Source organism: Corynebacterium xerosis NBRC 16721 = ATCC 373 (genome assembly GCF_001552415.1).
GTDB lineage: Bacteria > Actinomycetota > Actinomycetes > Mycobacteriales > Mycobacteriaceae > Corynebacterium > Corynebacterium xerosis.
Genome location: NZ_BCRD01000001.1, coordinates 420,480 through 438,383, shown reverse-complemented (window position 1 = coordinate 438,383; position 17,904 = coordinate 420,480). Strand labels below are relative to the sequence as shown.

Below are 17,904 nucleotides of genomic sequence, written 5' to 3'. Positions count from 1 at the left end.
CAATTTTTCCAGATACCCGAGCAGCGCAACCCCCGATAGCCGCCGTCACCCCGGGCGATAGGCGGGTTTCGCACACCGGCGGATCATTCACAAAGCAAATGAGGATAAGTTAATCGTGCAGTTGACGGAGCCATCCGAAATAATCGACTTCATCTCCGACGAAGACGTCAAATTCGTCGACATCCGTTTCACGGATTTGCCGGGAACCGAACAGCATTTCACGATTCCCGCATCCGAATTCGATGAGGCCGCAATGGAGGAGGGGCTTGCGTTCGACGGGTCCTCGATCCGCGGCTTCACCACCGTCGACGAATCCGACATGACGCTCCTGCCCGATTTGTCGACCGCGCACGTCGACCCCTTCCGCGCCGCGAAGACGCTGAACATCAAGTTCTTCGTGCACGACCCGTTCACGTTGGAGCCCTTCTCGCGGGACCCGCGCAACATCGCCCGCAAGGCGGAGGAGTACCTCCAGTCAACCGGCATCGCGGACACCTGCAACATCGGCGCCGAAGCCGAGTTCTTCCTTTTCGACAAGGTCAGCTACTCCACCGAATCCAACAACGGCTTCTTCCACGTCGACTCCGTGGAGGGCTGGTGGAACCGCGCGGAGGACGCCAACCCGGACGGTTCACCGAACCTCGGCTACAAGACGCGGATGACCGGCGGCTACTTCCCCGTCGCCCCCTACGACCATTTCCAGGACCTGCGCGATGAAATCAGCCTGGAACTGGAGGGATGCGGTTTCCAGTTGGAGCGATTGCACCATGAGGTGTCCACCGCGGGCCAGCAGGAAATCAACTACCGCTTCAACTCGCTGCTCGCCGCCGCCGACGACATGCAGGTGTTCAAGTACGTCGTGCGCAACACCGCCTGGCGGGCGGGCAAGTCCGCGACGTTCATGCCGAAGCCGCTGGGCCGCGAAGCCGGCTCCGGCATGCACGCCCACCTGTCGCTGTGGAAGGACGGGGAGCCCCTCTTCTTCGATGAGGAGGGTTACGCCGGACTGTCGGACATGGCCCGCCACTTCATCGGCGGCATCCTCGAACACGCCGGCGCGCTCATCGCGTTCACCAACCCGACGATGAACTCCTACCGCCGCCTCATCCCCGGATTCGAGGCCCCGACGAACCTGGTGTACTCGCAGCGGAACCGCTCCGCGGCCATCCGCATCCCCATCACGGGCGCGAACCCGAAGGCCAAGCGCATAGAATTCCGCGCCCCGGATCCGACGGCGAACCCGTACCTGGCGTTCGCCGCGATCATGATGGCCGGCCTGGACGGCATCAAGAACCGCACCGAACCCTCCGAGCCCCTCGACAAGGACATTTACGAGCTCGACCCGGAGGAGGCCGTGGGCATCCCGACCACCCCGGCGTCCCTGTCCCTGGCGCTGGACGCGCTCGAGGCGGACAAGGAGTTCCTCCTCGAGGGCGACGTGTTCACCGAGGACGCCCTGGCCGCGTACATCGCGTACAAGCGCGAACATGAGATTGCGCCGTCCCTGCTGCACCCGACCCCGTTCGAATACGAAATGTATTACGACGCCTAAAGCGGCGGACCGCGGCGCCAGTCACCGCCGAACCACCGCCCGCAACAACGGGCCGCAACAACGGGCGGAAACCATCGCCCAGAACAACCGGTTCCCGACAATTTTCCCATCCCCCAATTCGAAAGGTATTCATGCCCACTTCCCCGTACGACGGCATGCCCAACATCGATTTCCTCTACCTGTCCGAGCCCGAAATGATCGAGGCCGGCGTCACCGATTCCGTGGCGTGCGTGGAGACCATGGAGGAGACGCTCATTCTGCTCGCCGACGGCGATTACCGGATGGCGGGCGCCTCCGCGAATTCGCACGGTGCGCAGGTCAACTTCCCGGACAACCCGGAGCACGAGGGCATGCCCGCCAATGGCCCGGACCGCCGCTTCATGGCGATGCCCGCGTACCTGGGCGGCCGTTTCCGCGCGGCCGGAGTGAAGTGGTACGGCTCCAACGCCGAGAACCGCAAACATGACCTGCCCCGCTCCGTCCACGTCTTCGTGCTGAACGACGCGATCACCGGCGCCCCGATGGCGATCATGTCGGCGAACCTGCTGTCGGCGTACCGCACGGGCGCGGTGCCGGGCGTCGGGGTGAAGCACCTGGCGGTCGAGAACGCGGAGACGGTGGGCATCATCGGCCCGGGCGTCATGAGCCGCACCATCTTCGACTCGGCCATGTCCCAGCGCCCGGGCATCAAGCGCCTGAAGATCAAGGGCCGCTCCCCCGAGTCCACGAGCCGGGTGGCCGAGTACTTCCGCGACAAGTACCCGCAGCTGGAATCCGTCACGGTCGTCGATTCGGAGCAGGCCGCCATCGAGGATTCCGACATCCTCATCGCCGGCACGTCGACGTCCCCGGACGGCCCGAGCGGTTTCCCGTACTTCAAGCGCGAGTGGATCAAGCCCGGCGCACTCATCCTGTGCCCGGCCGCCGCCCGCTTCGACGACGACTTCATCGCCTCCGACGCGGCGAACCTGGTGGTCGACTACACCGGCCTGTACGAGGAGTGGTTCAACGAGAACGGCCCCGACGTCACCTACGAGCGCCTGCTGGGCATCCCCGGCAACCGCTGGTGGGACATGGCCGAGGAGGGTTCGCTGCCGAAGGAGAAGCTGGTCAACATCGGCGACATCGCCGCCGGCCGCGCCCCGGGCCGCGAGAACGACGAGCAGATTTTCTGCTACTCCATCGGCGGCATGCCGGTCGAGGACGTCGCCTGGGCGTACGACGTCTACGAGAACGCGCGCGCCAAGGGCATCGGCACCACCCTGAACCTGTGGGAGAACCCGGTCCTGAAGTAGCGCGGGACCCCCGACCGCGCCGCACCGGGCGCCGTCATTGCCCGGGATCGCCGGAACCGCGCCGTCGGAAAGCAACTGCTTGCCGACGGCGCGGTTCCGCCTTCGGGTGAGGCCCCGCCCCGCCCGCTCCTACAGCGAGTCGCCGAAGTCCTTGCGGAACTGCTCGACGAGGTCGCCCATCCAGTTGCCCTTGGTCTTCAGGCGGCCGTAGAAGAAGCGCAGGATCTCCGGCTCCTCCTCCCATTCCATGCCGCCGATGAGGCGGCGGTTCTGGTACAGCCAGTCGAGGCGGTCGATGACGTAGTTGACCTGCGACAAGGTGAACACGCGGCGGGGCATGGCCAGGCGCACGAGCTCCATGTCGGCCAGCGGCTCGTTGCCGTCGGCGTCGCGCTGCTCGGCCATCGTGCCGCGTTCCATGCCGCGGACGCCGGAGGCGACGTACAGGGCGGCGGCCAGGGCGGCGGCGGGGTACTCGTTCTGCGGGACGTGGTCGACGAAACTCATCGCGTCGACGTGCGCGCCCAGGCCACCGGCCGGAGTGATGACGGGGATGTTGCGGCGATCCAGCTCATCGACCATGTACTCGATGAACTGCGGGCCCTGGTTGATCATGTCCTCGTCCATGGTCTCGTCCAGGCCGACGGTGATGGCCTCCATCTCGCGGACGGACATGCCGCCGTAGGTGAGGAAGCCCTCGAACATGGGCACGTAGCCGCGCATCTTCTTGAAGGTCTCTTCGTCGCGGATGCAGATGCCTCCGCCGCGGCCGAAGCCGAGCTTGCGTGCCGAGAAGTACAGGACGTCGACCTCGTCGGCCATCGCGCGGGTGATCTCGCGGATGGACATGTCCTTGCACGCCTCTTCGCGGGTCTTGATGAAGTGCAGGTTGTCGGCCAGCAGCGACGCGTCGAGGACCAGCGGCAGCGAGTGCTCGCGACAGGTGGCCGCGACCTCGCGGAGGTTCTCCAGCGAGAACGGCTGGCCGCCGATGAGGTTGGTGCCGGCCTCCATGCGCACGTGGCTGATCGCCTCCGCGCCACGCTCGTCGATGAGGCCCCGCAGCGCCTCGACGTCGAAGTTGCCCTTGAACGGATGGTCGGAGGTGACCTCGAGCCCCTCGGGGCGGATCAGCTCCACGACCTCGCCGCCGTTGACGGTGATGTGCTGCTTGGTGGTGGTGAAGTGGTAATTCATCGGGATCAGCGTGCCGGGGCGGATCATCGTCTGGCTGATGATGTTCTCCGCGGCGCGGCCCTGGTGGGCGGGCAGGAAGTAATCCATGCCGAAGATCTCGACGAGCTTGTCGTACAGGCGCGTGTAGGTCGCGGAGCCGGCGTAGGCGTCGTCGGCCATGAGCATCGCCGCCTGCTGATCCTGGCTCATCGCGTTGACGCCGGAGTCGGTGAGCATGTCCAGGAACACGTCGGCGTTCTGCAGCAGGAAGGTGTTGAAGCCGGCCTCTTCCATCGCCTCGCGCCGCTGCTCGATCGGCAGCAGCGTCAGCTTCTGAATGATTCGCACCTTGTGGATCTCGAGCGGCAGCTGCTCACCGCGGTAGAACTTCACCTTCGATACGTCCGGGGCTCCTTTACATAGGCGGATACTCACGTTGGCCGGGACCGAAACCATCATCCCATGCGGGTGCGGGTATCGGCCCTTCGGGTGACGATCACTTCAGGCGAGCGAACCAGTACTGCGCGACGGGTTCTTCGGTGTCCGCGAAAGCGAGGCTCGCCGGAACGACGCCCTCGGGCACCTCGAAGATCCACGTCATGGACGTCGAAAAGCCGGGGTTCATCATGTCGTCGCACACGGGATTGCCGGGGATGTCGTGGAGCGCGTCGACCCGCTCATGCCTCCGCCCGAGGTCATCGACGAGCTGCACCCGGACGTCGTAGCCGCAGACGAGGTCCCATGCACGGTCCCCCGTGTTCACGACCGTCGTGCGCACGGTCGCAAACGTCCCACCGGGCCGGGCGTCGACCTGCTCGACGTACGTCACAGGCCCTTCGACGCCGACCTCGAAGCGGTGCTTCACCACGTCACGGGCCGGGGCCACGGTGACCTCATCGATCGTCAACGTGATGCCGGGGCCTCCACCGGCTGCCCCGGCGACGGACCATGCACCGGTCTCGTCCGGCGCTCGGACCGGTCATCCGCGCCCTCCGCCACCGGATCCGCGTCTCCGATGGAGTAACCGCCGAAGCCCCCGCCACCCGAGGACCCGGAGGGGATGGCCACGCCCACGCCGACCCCGAGTGCGAACACGACCGCGATGACCGCGACCTTCACCGCCGAAGATCCCCGGCGAGCACCATCCGTCCACGTCATGGCATCAATGGTACGGCCCCCAAAACCTCACGCCCCGGTAACGATCCCGCTTCCATGTGAAAACGATCCCTTGCGCCGAGAGTGCACCTCGTACACCATGGGCGGAAGGAGCAACTTTGCAGCCCGGCGAACCATCGGACGATGGGCGTCGCAAAGCAAAGTCGCCCGGCTGCATCCCGACCCGCAGCACCCCGATCAACGAGGAGAACGACATGCGCAAGACCACCATCACCCGCACCACCGCCGCCATCTTCGGCGCCACCCTGCTGCTCGGCGCCGCGGCATGCTCGTCGGACGAAGTCAAGGACAACACCGCCCAGGCCACCGACGCCGTCGAGTCCGCCGTGAACGACGCCACCGGCGGCAACGAGGCCTCCGAGGAGACGTCCGCCGAGGAGTCGGCCGCCCAGGACGAGGGCACCGGCGAGGAGGCGGACGTCGAGACCGAGGACGTCGCCGAGGGCGATGTGCCGGTCGAGGTCACGGAAGCCGCGCAGGCCGCCAATCTGGGCGAGTTCAAGTCCGCCGAAAAGGCCGGCGACAACGTCCTCGCCGAGTACGAGAACGGCTGGGTCGCCGCGTCGCCGGACGGCGGCACCCACCCGATCGTCGGCATGATCGGCGAGACCTGGAAGGAAGACGGCGCGCTCGGCAACGAGGTCGGCCTGCCCACCGCCGGCGAGACCGAGATCGAGGGCGGCTGGGAGCAGACCTTCACCAACGGCACCATCCAGTGGACCCAGGACGAGGGCGGCGAGTTCTCCGCCAAGTACGTCTAAGCGGCTCAACGCGAGCCCATCGCTTGACGACGGGCCGACGCGCACCATTGACCGGCCCAGCCCCGGGAGCATCGTCGGATGCCCCGGGGTTTTGGCGTACCCGGGCACATCTCCCCCGCCTCGCGCGACTCAGGAGAGGCCGCGCACACCACAGGATTAATACCCCCCGGGGGATATGGGTTACAGTTGCCACATCAACTAAATCGGCCGCGCCTTCGGGCGCGGCCGCCCCATGTCCACGGAGGTCCGATCATGTCCCCCACCCAGACGAAGGCCCCGGCCGCTGCAACGCCCATCCGCGGCCTCATCCCGCCGCTTCTGCTCGGAGTGCTGGCCCTGGTGTCGGCCGCGGAACCGATGTCGATCAACATGTACCTGGCCGGATTGCCGCAGCTGGGCGACGAGTTCGACATCGACCAGGCCGCGGCCCAACTGACCATCACCTTCTTCCTCGCCGGCATGGCCATCGGGCAGCTCGTCGCGGGCCCGGTGTCGGATTCGCGCGGGCGCCGCGGCCTGTTCATCGCCGGCGCCGCGGGACTGCTCCTCGCCACCGCCGCGGCGGCGCTCGCCCCCGGAATCTGGACGCTCTACATCGCCCGCCTGGTCCAGGGCCTCGCCGGCGGCACGGCAGTCGTCCTGGCGCGCGCCGCGGTCGTCGACCTCGTGCGCGGCCCGGAGGTTGCGCGGATCTTCTCCATCCTCATGCTGCTCGGCGGCATCGCGCCGGTGCTCGGCCCGATCATCGGAGGCCTGCTGGTCGAGCCCGTCGGCTGGCGCGGCATCTTCTGGGTGCTCGTCGCCATCAACGCGATGATCCTCGCCGGCGTCGTCTTCGCCGTCCCCGAGACCCTGCCCGCCGAGCGTCGCAAGGACGCCGGTTTCGCCCCGATGCTCGCCAGCGCGCGGTCGCTGTTCTCCGACGGCGCGTACGTCGGCTTCGCGGTCGCCTTCATCACCTCCTTCGGCACGATGTTCGCCTACGTCGCGGCGTCGGCGTACGTCCTGCAGGAGCACTACGGCTTCTCCCCCGTGCAGTACTCGGCGATCTTCGCCACGAACACCACCGGCCTGTTCATCGTTGGACTGGTCAACGCGCGGATCGTCCGCAAGCTCGGCCCCCTGCCCATCGCCAAGATGGGCAACGCCATCTTGCTGGCGGCGACTGCGGGATTGGTCGCAGCTTCGCTTGCCGACGCCCCCGCCCCCGTGATCCTCGCCCTGCTGTTCATCACGGTGGCTTCGATGGGCGTGAACATGCCCAACAACTCCGCGCTCGCGGTGTCCCGCGCCACCGGCATCGCGGGTTCGGCCTCGGCGTTCATGGGCTCGGGCCAATTCATCGTGGCCGGCCTGCTCAGCCCGCTCGTCGGAGTTGCGGCCGCCGCCGGCATGTCCCAGCCGGTCGCCATGGCCGTCGTCATGTTGGCCTGCGCCGCAACCGCCACTGCATCGTTGCACGTCGCGGCGCGGGCGGCGTTCCCGAACTCGACCGATGGCCCCACCGATGGCGCCACCAATGACGCGAGCGACGGCACGAGCACTGGGACGAGCGCCGACACACGCCTTTCCGACGACCATCGCCGTGCCCGAAAGGTCCACAGGTCGACCAGAAGGGGAATCGTTACAGAACCGTGATGCTCCCCGGGCTGATTCTCAGGTTCGAAACGCCCCTCTCGAACGACCTGGGTGAACATCGTTTGTAACCCATGTCACAAACTGAGAGCTTCCCGTGAAGGCACGCGCTTCCCCGCCCGAAACGGCCCGATGGACCCGACCCGCCAGTGCACGTGAACAACATTCTCCTTACCGTGGTCGACACCGGCCGCCGCTCAGGGGCGGCCCGAGAAAAGCACCACGGAAGGAAGATCGACATGGCCAACGAGAAGAACATCAAGGATCTCTTCAACGCCACCGCTTACGACCGCAACGGCGACAAGCTGGGCGCGGTCAAGGAGGTTTTCGTCGACGACAACTCCGGCCAGCCCACCTTCGTGGAGGTCGGCCACGGGTTGTTCGGCATGAGCAGCAGCCTGGTGCCCATGCGCGGCCACCGACTTTCGGGTGACCAGCTCCAGCTGGCCTTCGACAAGGACCGCATCAAGGACGCCCCCAACCTCGACGCGGACAACCACCTGACGCCCGAGGACCAGCGCAACATCTACGGCCACTACCAGCTGACGGATGCCCAGGACAGCGAGCGCTACCTCGCCGATGAGCGCCGTGAGCGCCACGCCGATCCGCATCACGACGGCCGACGCGACGGTGACCGCGACCTCCGCGACGGCGACCGCGATCTCCACCGCGACTCCGCCGCCGGTGCCGGCGGTGCCGGCGTTGGCGCGGCCGGTGCCGGAATCACCGCCGGGCTCGCCGATGACGGCCGAGTCGGCCGCGACGAGCACGGCATTCACGACGAGCACGACGTCCGCGATGACCGCGATCTCCGCGACCGCGGCCAGACCCGACCGGGCCAGGTCCATGACCGCCCGGACCACGTCGACTCCGATCTCACGCCCGAGGAGCTGAAGCGCCGCGCGGCCCTGCGCGATGACGCCGACCTCCGCGACGCCGACCGCGCCGCCGCCCTCGACGGCCAGGCGCCCCGCGACGACGATCGCCACGGCCACGTCGGCCACCCCGACGACGTCGACCGCCACGACGTGTCCGATCTCGGCGGCCACGACGCAGTCGGCCGCGACCGTGATGCCAGCGCCGGCCACGGTGCCGACCACGACTCGGGCCACGGTGCCGACCGCGACTCGGGCCTGGGCGAGGTCCGCCTGCGCCGCCACGTGGTCACCGACTACGAGACCATCGAGGTCCCCGTGACCCGCGAGGAGATCCGCGTCGAGCGCGACACCATCTCCGATCGCGACGCCCACGACGCCGGCCACGGCTCGCGCGACGCCCGCGACCTCCGCTAGGCCCATCCCCCGGCCCCCCCACGGGAACCCGGCCACGGCCCCAACGCCGCGGCCGGGTTTTCGCGTGCGCACCGCGGCCGCTTCACGACGATGCGGCCGAGACGTGCAGCCAGTGGCCGTCGTAAAGCACACCGTTCAGTAAGGTTGGCCCCGTGGACTACATTTCGACGCGCGACCCGAAGCGAACCCCCGCCAAGTTCTCGGACATCCTCCTCGGCGGCCTCGCCCCCGACGGCGGTCTGTACCTGCCGGTCGAGTACCCGCAGATCGACGACGCGACGCTTACGCGTTGGCGCGACGTTCTCGCCGACGAGGGCTACGCCGCCCTGGCCGCCGAGGTGCTGCAGCTGTTCGTCGACGACATCCCCACCGACGACCTCAAGGCCATCTGCGCCCGCGCGTACACCACCCCGAAGTTTTCCGACCCGGACATCGTGCCCGTCACCGAACTCGAAGACGGCCTGTGGATCGGCCACCTGTCCATGGGCCCCACCGCCGCGTTCAAGGACATGGCCATGCAGCTGCTCGGCGAACTGTTCGAGTACGAGCTCGCCCGCCGCGGCGAGACGCTGAACATCCTCGGCGCCACCTCCGGCGACACCGGGTCCTCCGCCGAATACGCCATGCGCGGCCGCCACGGCATCTCCGTGTTCATGCTCACCCCCGCCGGGCGCATGACCCCGTTCCAACAGGCGCAGATGTTCGGCCTCGAGGACTCGAACATCCACAACATCGCCCTCGACGGCGTCTTCGACGACTGCCAGGACGTGGTCAAGGCCGTCTCCGGCGACCTGGAGTACAAGGCCGCCAACCGCATCGGCGCCGTCAACTCCATCAACTGGGCGCGGCTGATGGCGCAGATCGTGTACTACGTGTCGTCGTGGATCCGCATGACGGAGACCAACGACCAGAAGGTCAGCTTCTCCGTGCCCACCGGCAACTTCGGCGACGTGTGCGCCGGCCACATCGCCAAGTCCATGGGCGTGCCGATTGACCGGCTGATCGTCGCCACCAACGAAAACGACGTCCTCGACGAGTTCTTCCGCACCGGCGCCTACCGCGTGCGCAGCTCCGAGGAGACCCAGGCGACGTCGAGCCCGTCCATGGACATCTCGCGCGCGTCGAACTTCGAGCGCTTCATCTTCGACCTGCTCGGCCGCGACGCCGAGCGCATCGCCGAGAAGTTCGGCGTGAAGGTCAAGCAGGGCGGTTTCACCCTCACCGGTGACCCGGCGTTCCCCGAGGCGTCCGCCGTGCACGGATTCCTGTCGGGCCGCTCCACCCACACCGACCGCGTCGAGACCATCCGCGACTGCTGGGAGCGCCTCGGCGTCATGGTCGACCCGCACACCGCCGACGGCATCCACGTCGCCCGCGGCCTGCGCGACCAGGTGTCGACGCCGATCGTGTGCCTGGAGACCGCGCTGCCGGTGAAGTTCGCCGACACCATCATGGAGGCCACCGGCACCGAGCCGGACATGCCGGAGCGGTTCGCCGGGATCATGGACGCGCCGCGTCGCGTCGTCGATCTGCCCAACGACGCCGACGTGATCAAGGACTTCATCCTGGACAACATCGCCACGAAGTAGGGGCGACGGGGTTCGCCGCCCGATTCGGGGTGCCACCGGAGTGTCGGCGGCGCCCCGTTTCGCGTTTTCGGGGCCTGGCGTTGCGACGCCATCGGGTCCTCCGCTTCGCCTTTCGGAGCGGCGGCCGGCCAATCCCCCGGGAGTCGACCCCTCCCAGCCGGCATGCGCACCACGGGGTCGCCCGTCCCATCGCTAAACCACGGGGTCGCCTCCTCCCAGCCGGCCCGTAAACGCCGGGGTAGCGCCCCATGTTTGCGACCCCGCTTTTTCCATGAGGGGGCCTCCCACAGTCTCAAATCCCAAACCCCGAAAGGAAAAACCCGAGATCAACCCCGATCTCGGGATATGAACGGCGGTCATGCACCCCTTTCGGGGTTCTGATCTCGGGGTTTGGCAACCTGCGGTCTGATCTCGGGGTTTGGCAAGCGTCGGCTCCGTTATCGAGGTCGGGGTTTGGGAAGCCGCGGCCGCTCCCCATCGGGGTTCGGCGTCCGGGCTGAGCACTGACGGACCCATTTGCCGGGGCCTAGCTGTGGCGATCGAGTTCCGGCGGGCACAACTAGGAGGTCACGCGTGCGGGCACCACATGAGCGTCGCAAAGCACTGTGCCACACCCGAAGATCACCCCCATGAAACACGCGACGCGAATTTCCATGAACGGCGTAATCCCCCCGATTTCCACCCCCAAATATTCGGCAAAACCCGTGATCAATCCGTTATCGACGGTTTCACCCTTCCGCTTACCTGCGCCATCGGCAACAATCGGCCCCTGCACTTGTCCGCAGCACCCGTCCGCCGTCGAAGGAGACCTTCCGTGCAGCGATACACCACCGAGACCACCCGCCCCGAAACCAACACAATCGGACACGGGGCGCCGGTCGCCGTCGACGAGGCCGCCACCCATGCGAGCGCCTCCCCCGCCGCCGATGCGGGCGACACCAACGTTCCCGCGCCCCGCACCGAGACCACTCTCGCCGCCACGGTCTCCACGGCCATCGCCGACGTCATCCTGGCCCGGGCCGACCACGTCTTCGGGCTGGTTGGCAACGCGAACTCGCACGTCGTCAGCCACCTGACGTCCCGCGGCTTCCCGTACACGGCCACCCGCCACGAGGCCGGCGCCGTCGCCGCCGCCGACGCCTTCTTCCGCGCCGGCGGCGGCATCGCCGTGGCCACGACCACCTGCGGCGCCGGGTTCACCAACACCATCACGGCGCTCGCGGAGGCCAAGGCCGCCCGCGTGCCCATGGTCTACGTCACCGGCTCCGCCCCCGCCGCCGGCCCGCGCCACTTCGATCTGAACCAGGCCGGGCTTCTCGACGCGCTGGGCATCGACCACTTCACGCCCACCCCTGCCACCGCGGCCGCCGACGCCCACGCCGCATTCGCGCTGGCGCAGACGCACCAGGAGCCGGTCGTCCTGCTTCTGCCCTTCGACCTGCAGACCGCCCCGCTGGCCGACGGCGGCGACGTCTTGTCACGCCCGGAACTCCTGCGCCCGGCCCACGCCACCCCGACGCGCCCCCTGTCCGAGGCCACCCGGGCCGAGCTCGCCGCCGTCGCCGACGCCCTCGCCGGCGCCCGCCGCCCGCTCATCCTGTCCGGCCGCGGCGTCGTCCGCGCCGGCGTGGCCGCGGACGTCGCCGCCCTCGGCGACCGCATCGGCGCGGTCCACATGCATTCGGCGATGGCCCGCAACGTCATCGGCGGCGAGTGGTGCATGGGCACCGCCGGCGGCTTCACGCACCGCGCCCACGTGCCCATCGCGCGCGACGCCGACGTCGTCCTGGTCCTCGGCGCCAGCTTCAACGCCTTCCAGTCCCGCGGCGGGTCGCTGTTCTCGCCCGATGCGACCATCATCCACCTGACGTTGGAGGAGCATCCGTCGAACCGGGACGTCGATAAGCGGCTCTTGTGCGACCTGACCACGGTCATGCCCGTGCTCGACGGGCTCGTCGCCGACCGCACGACCGGCGCCCGCGCGACCTGGCGAGACGAACTCGGCGCCCTGCCCCCGGCCGAGGACCCCGCCACCCAGCCCGAGCTGTTCCACGAGCGCGGCGCCGACGGCCGCCTCGACCCGCGCGCGGCCCTGCGCGAGCTCAACCGGATCCTCCCGGCGCAGCGCACGGTGTGCACCGACGGCGGGCATTTCCTCGGTTGGGTGCCCATGTACCTGGACAGCCCGGATCCGCGGGCGCAGGTGCTGGTCGGCACGGCGATCCAGACGATCGGGCTGGGCTTTCCGACGGCCATCGGCGTCGCCGCCGCCCGCCCCGATGATTACAACGTGCTGGTCACCGGCGACGGTGGCGGCCTGATGGCGCTGTCCGATGCCGAGACCGTCTTCCGCACGGTGCGCCGGGGTGCCGTCATCGTCATGAATGACGCGGCCTACGGCGCCGAGCTGCACCAGTACCGCGCGGAGGGCCTGGACACCGCGTCGATGGTCATCGACGACATCGATTTCGCCGCGGTCGGCCGGTCGCTGGGCGCGCGCGGGGTCACCGTCGCCGACATGTCCGACTTCGCGCGGGTCGCCGAGTTGCTTGACGACGACCCGAACGGCGTCATCGTCATCGACGTGAAGATCTCCCGCGAGGTCATCGCCGACTTCATCGCCGAGGTGCTGAAGAAGCAGTAGCCGCCGGAGCGATCGCGCAGCGGGTCGAAGCGCCGCATTGACGCGGCGTCGAGCCGGCGGGCGTCAGTACAGGTTCTGGTTCGGCAGTTCCCCGTCGAGGACGACCCTGTTCTTCTCGTCGCTCCAGGTGAACGTGATGGTCGTGGTGTACTTCGGCGACGCGGCGTTGGGCTCGCCGGACTCCATCAACGCCTCCCAGTCCTTGTACTCCACTTCGAACCAGCCGTCGCCTTCCCCGATGATCCAGCCCTGCTGCGGGGCGGTGCTGGCGTCGACGCCCAGGTATTCGCCGTCATGGAACATGAGGATCTTCGTGGCGAATTGCGAGTTGCCCTGGGGCATCTGGTGGAACAGCGCGTAGGTCAGCTCACCGCAGGAGTCGTAGTTGGTTTCGGTCAGCTCCCAGCGGTCGCCGGCCGATGGAGGCTCCACGCCGGCGATGGAGTCGGTGATGATCGGGGCACTTTCGTCGACCCCGCATTCGGCGCCGCCACGGCCCTGGCCCCCGCCTCGATTCCCGGCATCGCCGTTTCCGTTCCCGCCGTCATTACCGCCGGGCGTCGGCGACGGTGACCGGCCCGACGCATCCCCGTCGGTGCCCTCGCCGGCGGTGGTGGTCACCGTCGAGGTGACGGTCTCCGGTGCCGCCTGCGCCGAATCCGCGTTTCCGTCCGCGCCACCGCCGCCGTCGCCGCCGTTGGAGCAGCCGGCCAGCGTCAACGCCAGCGCGCACCCGGCCGCCGCGGCCCCGCGCATCACGCCGATCCGGCTACGCACCCGCCCCACCTCCCGTGGTCTCGCCGTGGCCGCCATCGAACTCGGCACGGAAGGCGTCTTCGATGTCCTCGCCGGACACCACGAACGTCACCGCCACGACGTTGTCCCACACGTCGTTGCCGCGGGCGACGATCGCCCGGTGCGCGGCGGCCGCGACATCGACCGCCGGCCAGCCGTAGGCGCCCGCGCCGATCGCCGGCACGGCCACCGAATGGGCCCCGACCCGGTCGGCCGCATCCAACGCGCTGCGGAACGCCGACTCCAGAACCCCGATGTCCGTCTCCCCCGCGTTCCTGTTCGGCCCCACCGCATGCACCACCCACTGTGCGGGGAGGTCATGCGCGGAGGTGATCACCGCGTGGCCCGGGGGCAGGCCGTCGGAAAGCGATTCTTCCCGCAACCTGCGGCATTCCACCAGCAACCCGGGGCCCGCCGCGGCATGGATCGCGCCGTCGACTCCGCCTCCCCCCAACAGCGTCGAGTTGGCGGCGTTGACGATCGCGTCGGCCTTCGCCGTCGTGATGTCCCCGCGAACGATCGCGATGTCCATGGTGCGCACCCCTCCCGGGATCCTCGGGCAATTACCTTCGGGTGTACACGTATTTCACCGATCCCGTGTTGCGACCCCCGAGAATCGGGGCGGCGCGGGCTGCAGCCGGGCACAGGGCCAGAGCAGGGCCAGAGCTGAGCCGGTGCGGGACCGGGGCGGGGTCAGAACTGGGCCGGAGCGCCGCTGCCGACGACGGCCCCTCAGATCTTCCGCGGCCGTTCGTGGGCGTGGTGCGCCGGGGTCTCCAACTGCAGCGTCGCATGGCCGACGCCGAACTCGTCGGCGAGGCCGGTCTCCATGTCGCACAGGATCGAGCAAGCGTCGTCGAACCCGAGGCCCTCGTCGACGGTGACGTGGGCGGTGAGCACCGCGTCGGTGCCGTGGATCGACCAGATGTGCAGGTCGTGGACGCCGTGGACGCCGGGGCGGCCTGTCATCCACTCCTCGACCACGCGGGCGTCGAGGCTCGACGGCGCCAACTCCAGCAGCACCGCGCCGGCATTGCGGATCAGCGCGATGGCCTGCGGGATGACCAGCACCGCGATGAGCACAGCGGCAATGATGTCCGCCCGTGCGAAACCGGTCCAGCGCACGATCAGCGCCGACACGAGCACGCCCGCCGAGCCCAGCGCATCGACGACGACGTGCAGCAACGCGGCGCGCAAGTTCATGTTGTCCTTGTCGCCGCCCGCCAGGATCGCCGCGGCGATGAGATTGGCCGCCAACCCGATCGCGGCGACGATCAGCACCGTCCCCGACGCGACGTCGGCCGGTTCGGACCAGCGGCGGAACGCCTCGACGAGGATCCACACCCCCGCCGCGCCGACGAGCACCGCATTGAACATCGCGGCGAGCACCTCGGCCCGGCGGAATCCGTAGGACGCCATCTTCGTGGCCGGACGCGCGCCGATCCACGCCGCCGCCAGCGCCACCAGCAAGCCCAGCGCATCGGAGGCCATGTGCGCGGCGTCGGCGAGCAGCGCCAGGGAGTTGGCGACGACGCCGCCGACGACCTCGGCGACGAGGATGACCGCGGTCAGCCCGAACGCCAGCGCCAACCGCGGCAACGCGGTGCTGGAGTGGTCGTGATCGTGGACGTGGAAAAGCCCGTGACGGTGGTCGTGGTCGTGGGAACCGCCATGGCCGTGGCCATGCGCTGGCCCGTGGCCGTGGCCCTGGTCGTCGGCGCGCCCGCGGGCACCCTCCTCATTCGACATAACCCCAGGCTAGGCCCGGTCGGCGGCGAAAGCGAACTTGAAAACGGTTCCCCGGTTCCCCGCCAATGCCACGGCGTCACCCCGGTCGTTCCGCTGCTACCGCTCGTTTCCCTCCGTCAAGTACGCGACGGTGTCCTCCGGCGCCTCGAGGAACTCCCGCATGTCCGCCACGGCCCCGCAGTCGCGCCACGCGGGCACGTCGATGCCGTCTTCGCCCAGTTCGAAGATCGTCGCGCCGGGGATGGCCAGCAGGATCGGCGAGTGCGTGGCGATGATGAACTGCGCCCCGCCCTTCGCCAGCTCGTGGATCTGCGCCAGCAGCGCCATTTGCCGCATCGGCGACAGCCCCGACTCCGGCTCGTCGAGCAGGTACAGCCCGTCGGCGAACCGGTGCGTCACCATCGCCCACACCGATTCCCCGTGCGACAGGTGGTGCAGCTTGTCCGGCCCGTAAATCGGTGCATTCGGCGGCTTCTTCGCGATCTCCTCCAGCATCCGCAGGTGCCCCTCGGCCCGCAGGAAGAACGCGTCGGTGGGGTTGGCCCGCCGCACCAGCCCCATCGCGCGATGCAGCGGCGAGGCGTCGTCGAGCCCCGAGTACCGCATGTGCCGCGATCCGCCGTCGGCATTGCACCCGGCGAGCACCGCGATGGCCTCCAGCAGCGTCGACTTGCCCATCCCGTTGTCCCCGGCGATGAGCGTCACGGGCGTGGGCAGGGGAAGTTCCCGCAGGTCACGAAGATGCTTGACGACGGGCAGGTCCAGCACCCACCCGTCGTCCCCACCGGATCCGGCGTCCCCGAACACGGCGTCGGCGTCGGTGACGCGCAATGCTCTGACGTACGGCGCACGGTCCGGATACCTCATGCCCCGAGAGGATACGCGCGGCGGACGGGCCTAGACTGCCGACAATGACCGTCGATCCACGTTCCCGCATCACCGGCCGCGCCCTCACCGTGTGGGCGGCCGCGGTCCTGGTGTATCTGGCGGCGATCACGGGGCGCACGTCCTTCGGCGTCGCCGGCGTCGAGGCGCTGGACCGCTTCGGCGTCGACGCTTCCCGCCTGGCCGTGTTCACTGCGGTGCAGGTCGGCGTGTACGCGCTGGCGCAGATCCCGGTGGGCCTGGCCATCGACCGGTTCGGGGCGCGGCGGACCATGGTCATCGGCGCGCTGGTCATGGCCGTCGGCCAGATCACGCTGGCGCTGACGGCGTCGTACCCGATCGCGATCCTCGGCCGCGTGCTCATCGGCGCCGGCGACGCCAGTGCATTCCTGTCGGCCATGCGCCTGCTGCCCGCGTGGTTCCCGCTGAAGGTCACTCCCCTGTTCACCCAGCTCACCGCAGGGCTGGGGCAGATCGGTCAGTTCGTCTCGGCCGTGCCGTTCCTCATGCTCCTCCACGCCGAGGGATGGACCGCCGCGTTCCTGGCACTGGGCTCCGGCATCGCGCTGGTCGGCATCGCCGCCGCCGTCGCCATCGCCGACGTGCCGAAGGCCCCGGCCGAACCGGGCGAGAACGCCGGGGCGTCGTCAAGCCACAAGCCCGACGACCGGGCGACCGTGCGCGAAATGCTCGGCATCGTGCTGCGCCATCCGGTGTGCTGGCAGGGGTTCTTCACCCACTGGGTCGGGCTGATGCACCAGGCGACGTTCACGCTGCTGTGGGGCATGCCGCTGATGACGCTGGCGATGGGGCTGACCCCCGCGCAGGCCGGCGGCGTGCTGGTGGTCAACACCGTCGCGTCGGTGGCCGCCGGCCCGCTGATGGGCATGGCGTCGTCGCGATTCGGGGCGCGGCGCGGCACCCTGACCGTGGTCATTTCCGTGATCCTGATGGGCATGTGGGTGGTGTTCCTCATCCCCGGCACGCCGCGCGGGCTCGCCGCGATCGTGGCGCTCAACATCGCGATGGCCGCGCTGTCGTCGGCCTCCGGCCTCGGCTTCGATTCCGTGCGCGAAGCCGTCGACCGCCGCGCCCTGGCCACCGGCACGGGCCTGTCCAACATGGGCGGATTCCTGGCGGCGATGATGGCGGCGCAGGGCATCGGGCTGCTTCTCGACGCCTCCTCCGACGGACGCGCCTACCAATGGGCGGACTTCCGCGTCGCGTGGATCGCCATCGTGGTGGTGTGGGTGATGGGCATGGCCGGGTTGATCACCGCCATGATCGCCCGCCGCCGCATCGAGCGCCGCGAACCCACGTCCGGGACACGGTTACGACATCCGTAAAGTGGACGG

General features: G+C 68.9%; 15 protein-coding genes. 8 read left to right on the top strand and 7 right to left on the bottom strand.

The window, feature by feature from the left end; translation table 11 throughout:
* Positions 1 to 115: 115 nt before the first annotated feature.
* Positions 116 to 1,552 carry a type I glutamate--ammonia ligase gene (gene glnA / locus CX1_RS02000; RefSeq protein WP_046649593.1) on the top strand — a complete coding sequence of 479 codons (1,437 nt, stop codon included), beginning with the start codon at positions 116 to 118 and terminating at the stop codon, positions 1,550 to 1,552.
* Positions 1,553 to 1,683: 131 nt separating this feature from the next.
* Entirely contained in the window at positions 1,684 to 2,847 is a 1,164-nt protein-coding gene (locus CX1_RS01995; RefSeq protein WP_046649592.1) for an ornithine cyclodeaminase family protein, read from the top strand.
* A gap of 129 nt (positions 2,848 to 2,976) precedes the next feature.
* Here CX1_RS01995 and CX1_RS01990 read toward each other — a convergent pair whose 3' ends face one another.
* Genes CX1_RS01990 through CX1_RS01980 form a run of 3 tightly spaced genes read right to left on the bottom strand, consistent with a single transcriptional unit; the run spans position 2,977 to position 5,181 of the window.
* On the bottom strand, positions 2,977 to 4,482 hold the full coding sequence (locus CX1_RS01990) for a tryptophanase (protein WP_255217624.1): 1,506 nt from the start codon (positions 4,480 to 4,482) through the stop codon (positions 2,977 to 2,979).
* Between the two features lie 37 nt (positions 4,483 to 4,519).
* On the bottom strand, positions 4,520 to 4,930 hold the full coding sequence (locus CX1_RS01985; protein ID WP_046649591.1) for a DUF4352 domain-containing protein: 411 nt from the start codon (positions 4,928 to 4,930) through the stop codon (positions 4,520 to 4,522).
* Positions 4,927 to 5,181: a hypothetical protein gene (locus CX1_RS01980; protein ID WP_146780789.1), complete on the bottom strand. Its 255-nt coding sequence runs from the start codon at positions 5,179 to 5,181 to the stop codon at positions 4,927 to 4,929. The genes CX1_RS01985 and CX1_RS01980 overlap by 4 nt, the downstream gene beginning before the upstream one ends.
* A gap of 212 nt (positions 5,182 to 5,393) precedes the next feature.
* On the opposite strand from CX1_RS01980, the gene CX1_RS01975 reads away from it, so the two are divergent.
* The 5 genes from CX1_RS01975 to CX1_RS01955 all read left to right on the top strand — a co-directional run bounded on the left by CX1_RS01975 (position 5,394) and on the right by CX1_RS01955 (position 13,120).
* Positions 5,394 to 5,960: an LGFP repeat-containing protein gene (locus CX1_RS01975; RefSeq protein WP_046649604.1), complete on the top strand. Its 567-nt coding sequence runs from the start codon at positions 5,394 to 5,396 to the stop codon at positions 5,958 to 5,960.
* 252 nt (positions 5,961 to 6,212) lie between these two features.
* Positions 6,213 to 7,598 carry a multidrug effflux MFS transporter gene (locus CX1_RS01970; RefSeq protein WP_082718997.1) on the top strand — a complete coding sequence of 462 codons (1,386 nt, stop codon included), beginning with the start codon at positions 6,213 to 6,215 and terminating at the stop codon, positions 7,596 to 7,598.
* A 236-nt stretch (positions 7,599 to 7,834) separates the two neighbouring features.
* On the top strand, positions 7,835 to 8,887 hold the full coding sequence (locus CX1_RS12745) for a PRC-barrel domain-containing protein (RefSeq protein WP_255217623.1): 1,053 nt from the start codon (positions 7,835 to 7,837) through the stop codon (positions 8,885 to 8,887).
* Positions 8,888 to 9,039: 152 nt separating this feature from the next.
* On the top strand, positions 9,040 to 10,476 hold the full coding sequence (gene thrC / locus CX1_RS01960; RefSeq protein WP_060925187.1) for a threonine synthase: 1,437 nt from the start codon (positions 9,040 to 9,042) through the stop codon (positions 10,474 to 10,476).
* 814 nt (positions 10,477 to 11,290) lie between these two features.
* Positions 11,291 to 13,120 (top strand): thiamine pyrophosphate-binding protein, encoded by a 1,830-nt coding sequence (locus CX1_RS01955; RefSeq protein WP_255217622.1) that lies wholly within the window; start codon positions 11,291 to 11,293, stop codon positions 13,118 to 13,120.
* Between the two features lie 63 nt (positions 13,121 to 13,183).
* Here the strand turns inward: CX1_RS01955 and CX1_RS01950 are convergent, their stop codons facing one another.
* The 4 genes from CX1_RS01950 to CX1_RS01935 all read right to left on the bottom strand — a co-directional run bounded on the left by CX1_RS01950 (position 13,184) and on the right by CX1_RS01935 (position 16,531).
* Entirely contained in the window at positions 13,184 to 13,897 is a 714-nt protein-coding gene (locus CX1_RS01950; protein WP_169793203.1) for an LppP/LprE family lipoprotein, read from the bottom strand.
* Positions 13,890 to 14,447, bottom strand: a complete 558-nt coding sequence (locus CX1_RS01945; RefSeq protein ID WP_060925254.1) for a macro domain-containing protein — start codon at positions 14,445 to 14,447, stop codon at positions 13,890 to 13,892. The genes CX1_RS01950 and CX1_RS01945 overlap by 8 nt, the downstream gene beginning before the upstream one ends.
* A 200-nt stretch (positions 14,448 to 14,647) precedes the next feature.
* Positions 14,648 to 15,664 carry a cation diffusion facilitator family transporter gene (locus tag CX1_RS01940; RefSeq protein WP_052753033.1) on the bottom strand — a complete coding sequence of 339 codons (1,017 nt, stop codon included), beginning with the start codon at positions 15,662 to 15,664 and terminating at the stop codon, positions 14,648 to 14,650.
* Positions 15,665 to 15,760: 96 nt separating this feature from the next.
* Complete coding sequence (locus CX1_RS01935; protein ID WP_046649589.1) at positions 15,761 to 16,531, bottom strand: AAA family ATPase; 771 nt, start codon at positions 16,529 to 16,531, stop codon at positions 15,761 to 15,763.
* A 44-nt stretch (positions 16,532 to 16,575) separates the two neighbouring features.
* On the opposite strand from CX1_RS01935, the gene CX1_RS01930 reads away from it, so the two are divergent.
* The gene (locus CX1_RS01930; protein WP_046649588.1) at positions 16,576 to 17,895 is read left to right on the top strand and encodes an MFS transporter; all 1,320 of its coding nucleotides are present in this window, start codon (positions 16,576 to 16,578) and stop codon (positions 17,893 to 17,895) included.
* The last annotated feature ends 9 nt before the right edge of the window (positions 17,896 to 17,904 follow it).

Coding starts and splice junctions, on each gene's coding strand:
- CX1_RS01995 (WP_046649592.1), top strand. CDS start 1,684: ATGCCCACTTCCCCGTACGACGGCATGCCCAACATCGATTTCCTCTAC.
- CX1_RS01990 (WP_255217624.1), bottom strand. CDS start 4,482: ATGATGGTTTCGGTCCCGGCCAACGTGAGTATCCGCCTATGTAAAGGA.
- CX1_RS01980 (WP_146780789.1), bottom strand. CDS start 5,181: ATGACGTGGACGGATGGTGCTCGCCGGGGATCTTCGGCGGTGAAGGTC.
- CX1_RS01975 (WP_046649604.1), top strand. CDS start 5,394: ATGCGCAAGACCACCATCACCCGCACCACCGCCGCCATCTTCGGCGCC.
- CX1_RS01970 (WP_082718997.1), top strand. CDS start 6,213: ATGTCCCCCACCCAGACGAAGGCCCCGGCCGCTGCAACGCCCATCCGC.
- CX1_RS12745 (WP_255217623.1), top strand. CDS start 7,835: ATGGCCAACGAGAAGAACATCAAGGATCTCTTCAACGCCACCGCTTAC.
- CX1_RS01945 (WP_060925254.1), bottom strand. CDS start 14,447: ATGGACATCGCGATCGTTCGCGGGGACATCACGACGGCGAAGGCCGAC.
- CX1_RS01940 (WP_052753033.1), bottom strand. CDS start 15,664: ATGTCGAATGAGGAGGGTGCCCGCGGGCGCGCCGACGACCAGGGCCAC.
- CX1_RS01935 (WP_046649589.1), bottom strand. CDS start 16,531: ATGAGGTATCCGGACCGTGCGCCGTACGTCAGAGCATTGCGCGTCACC.
- CX1_RS01930 (WP_046649588.1), top strand. CDS start 16,576: ATGACCGTCGATCCACGTTCCCGCATCACCGGCCGCGCCCTCACCGTG.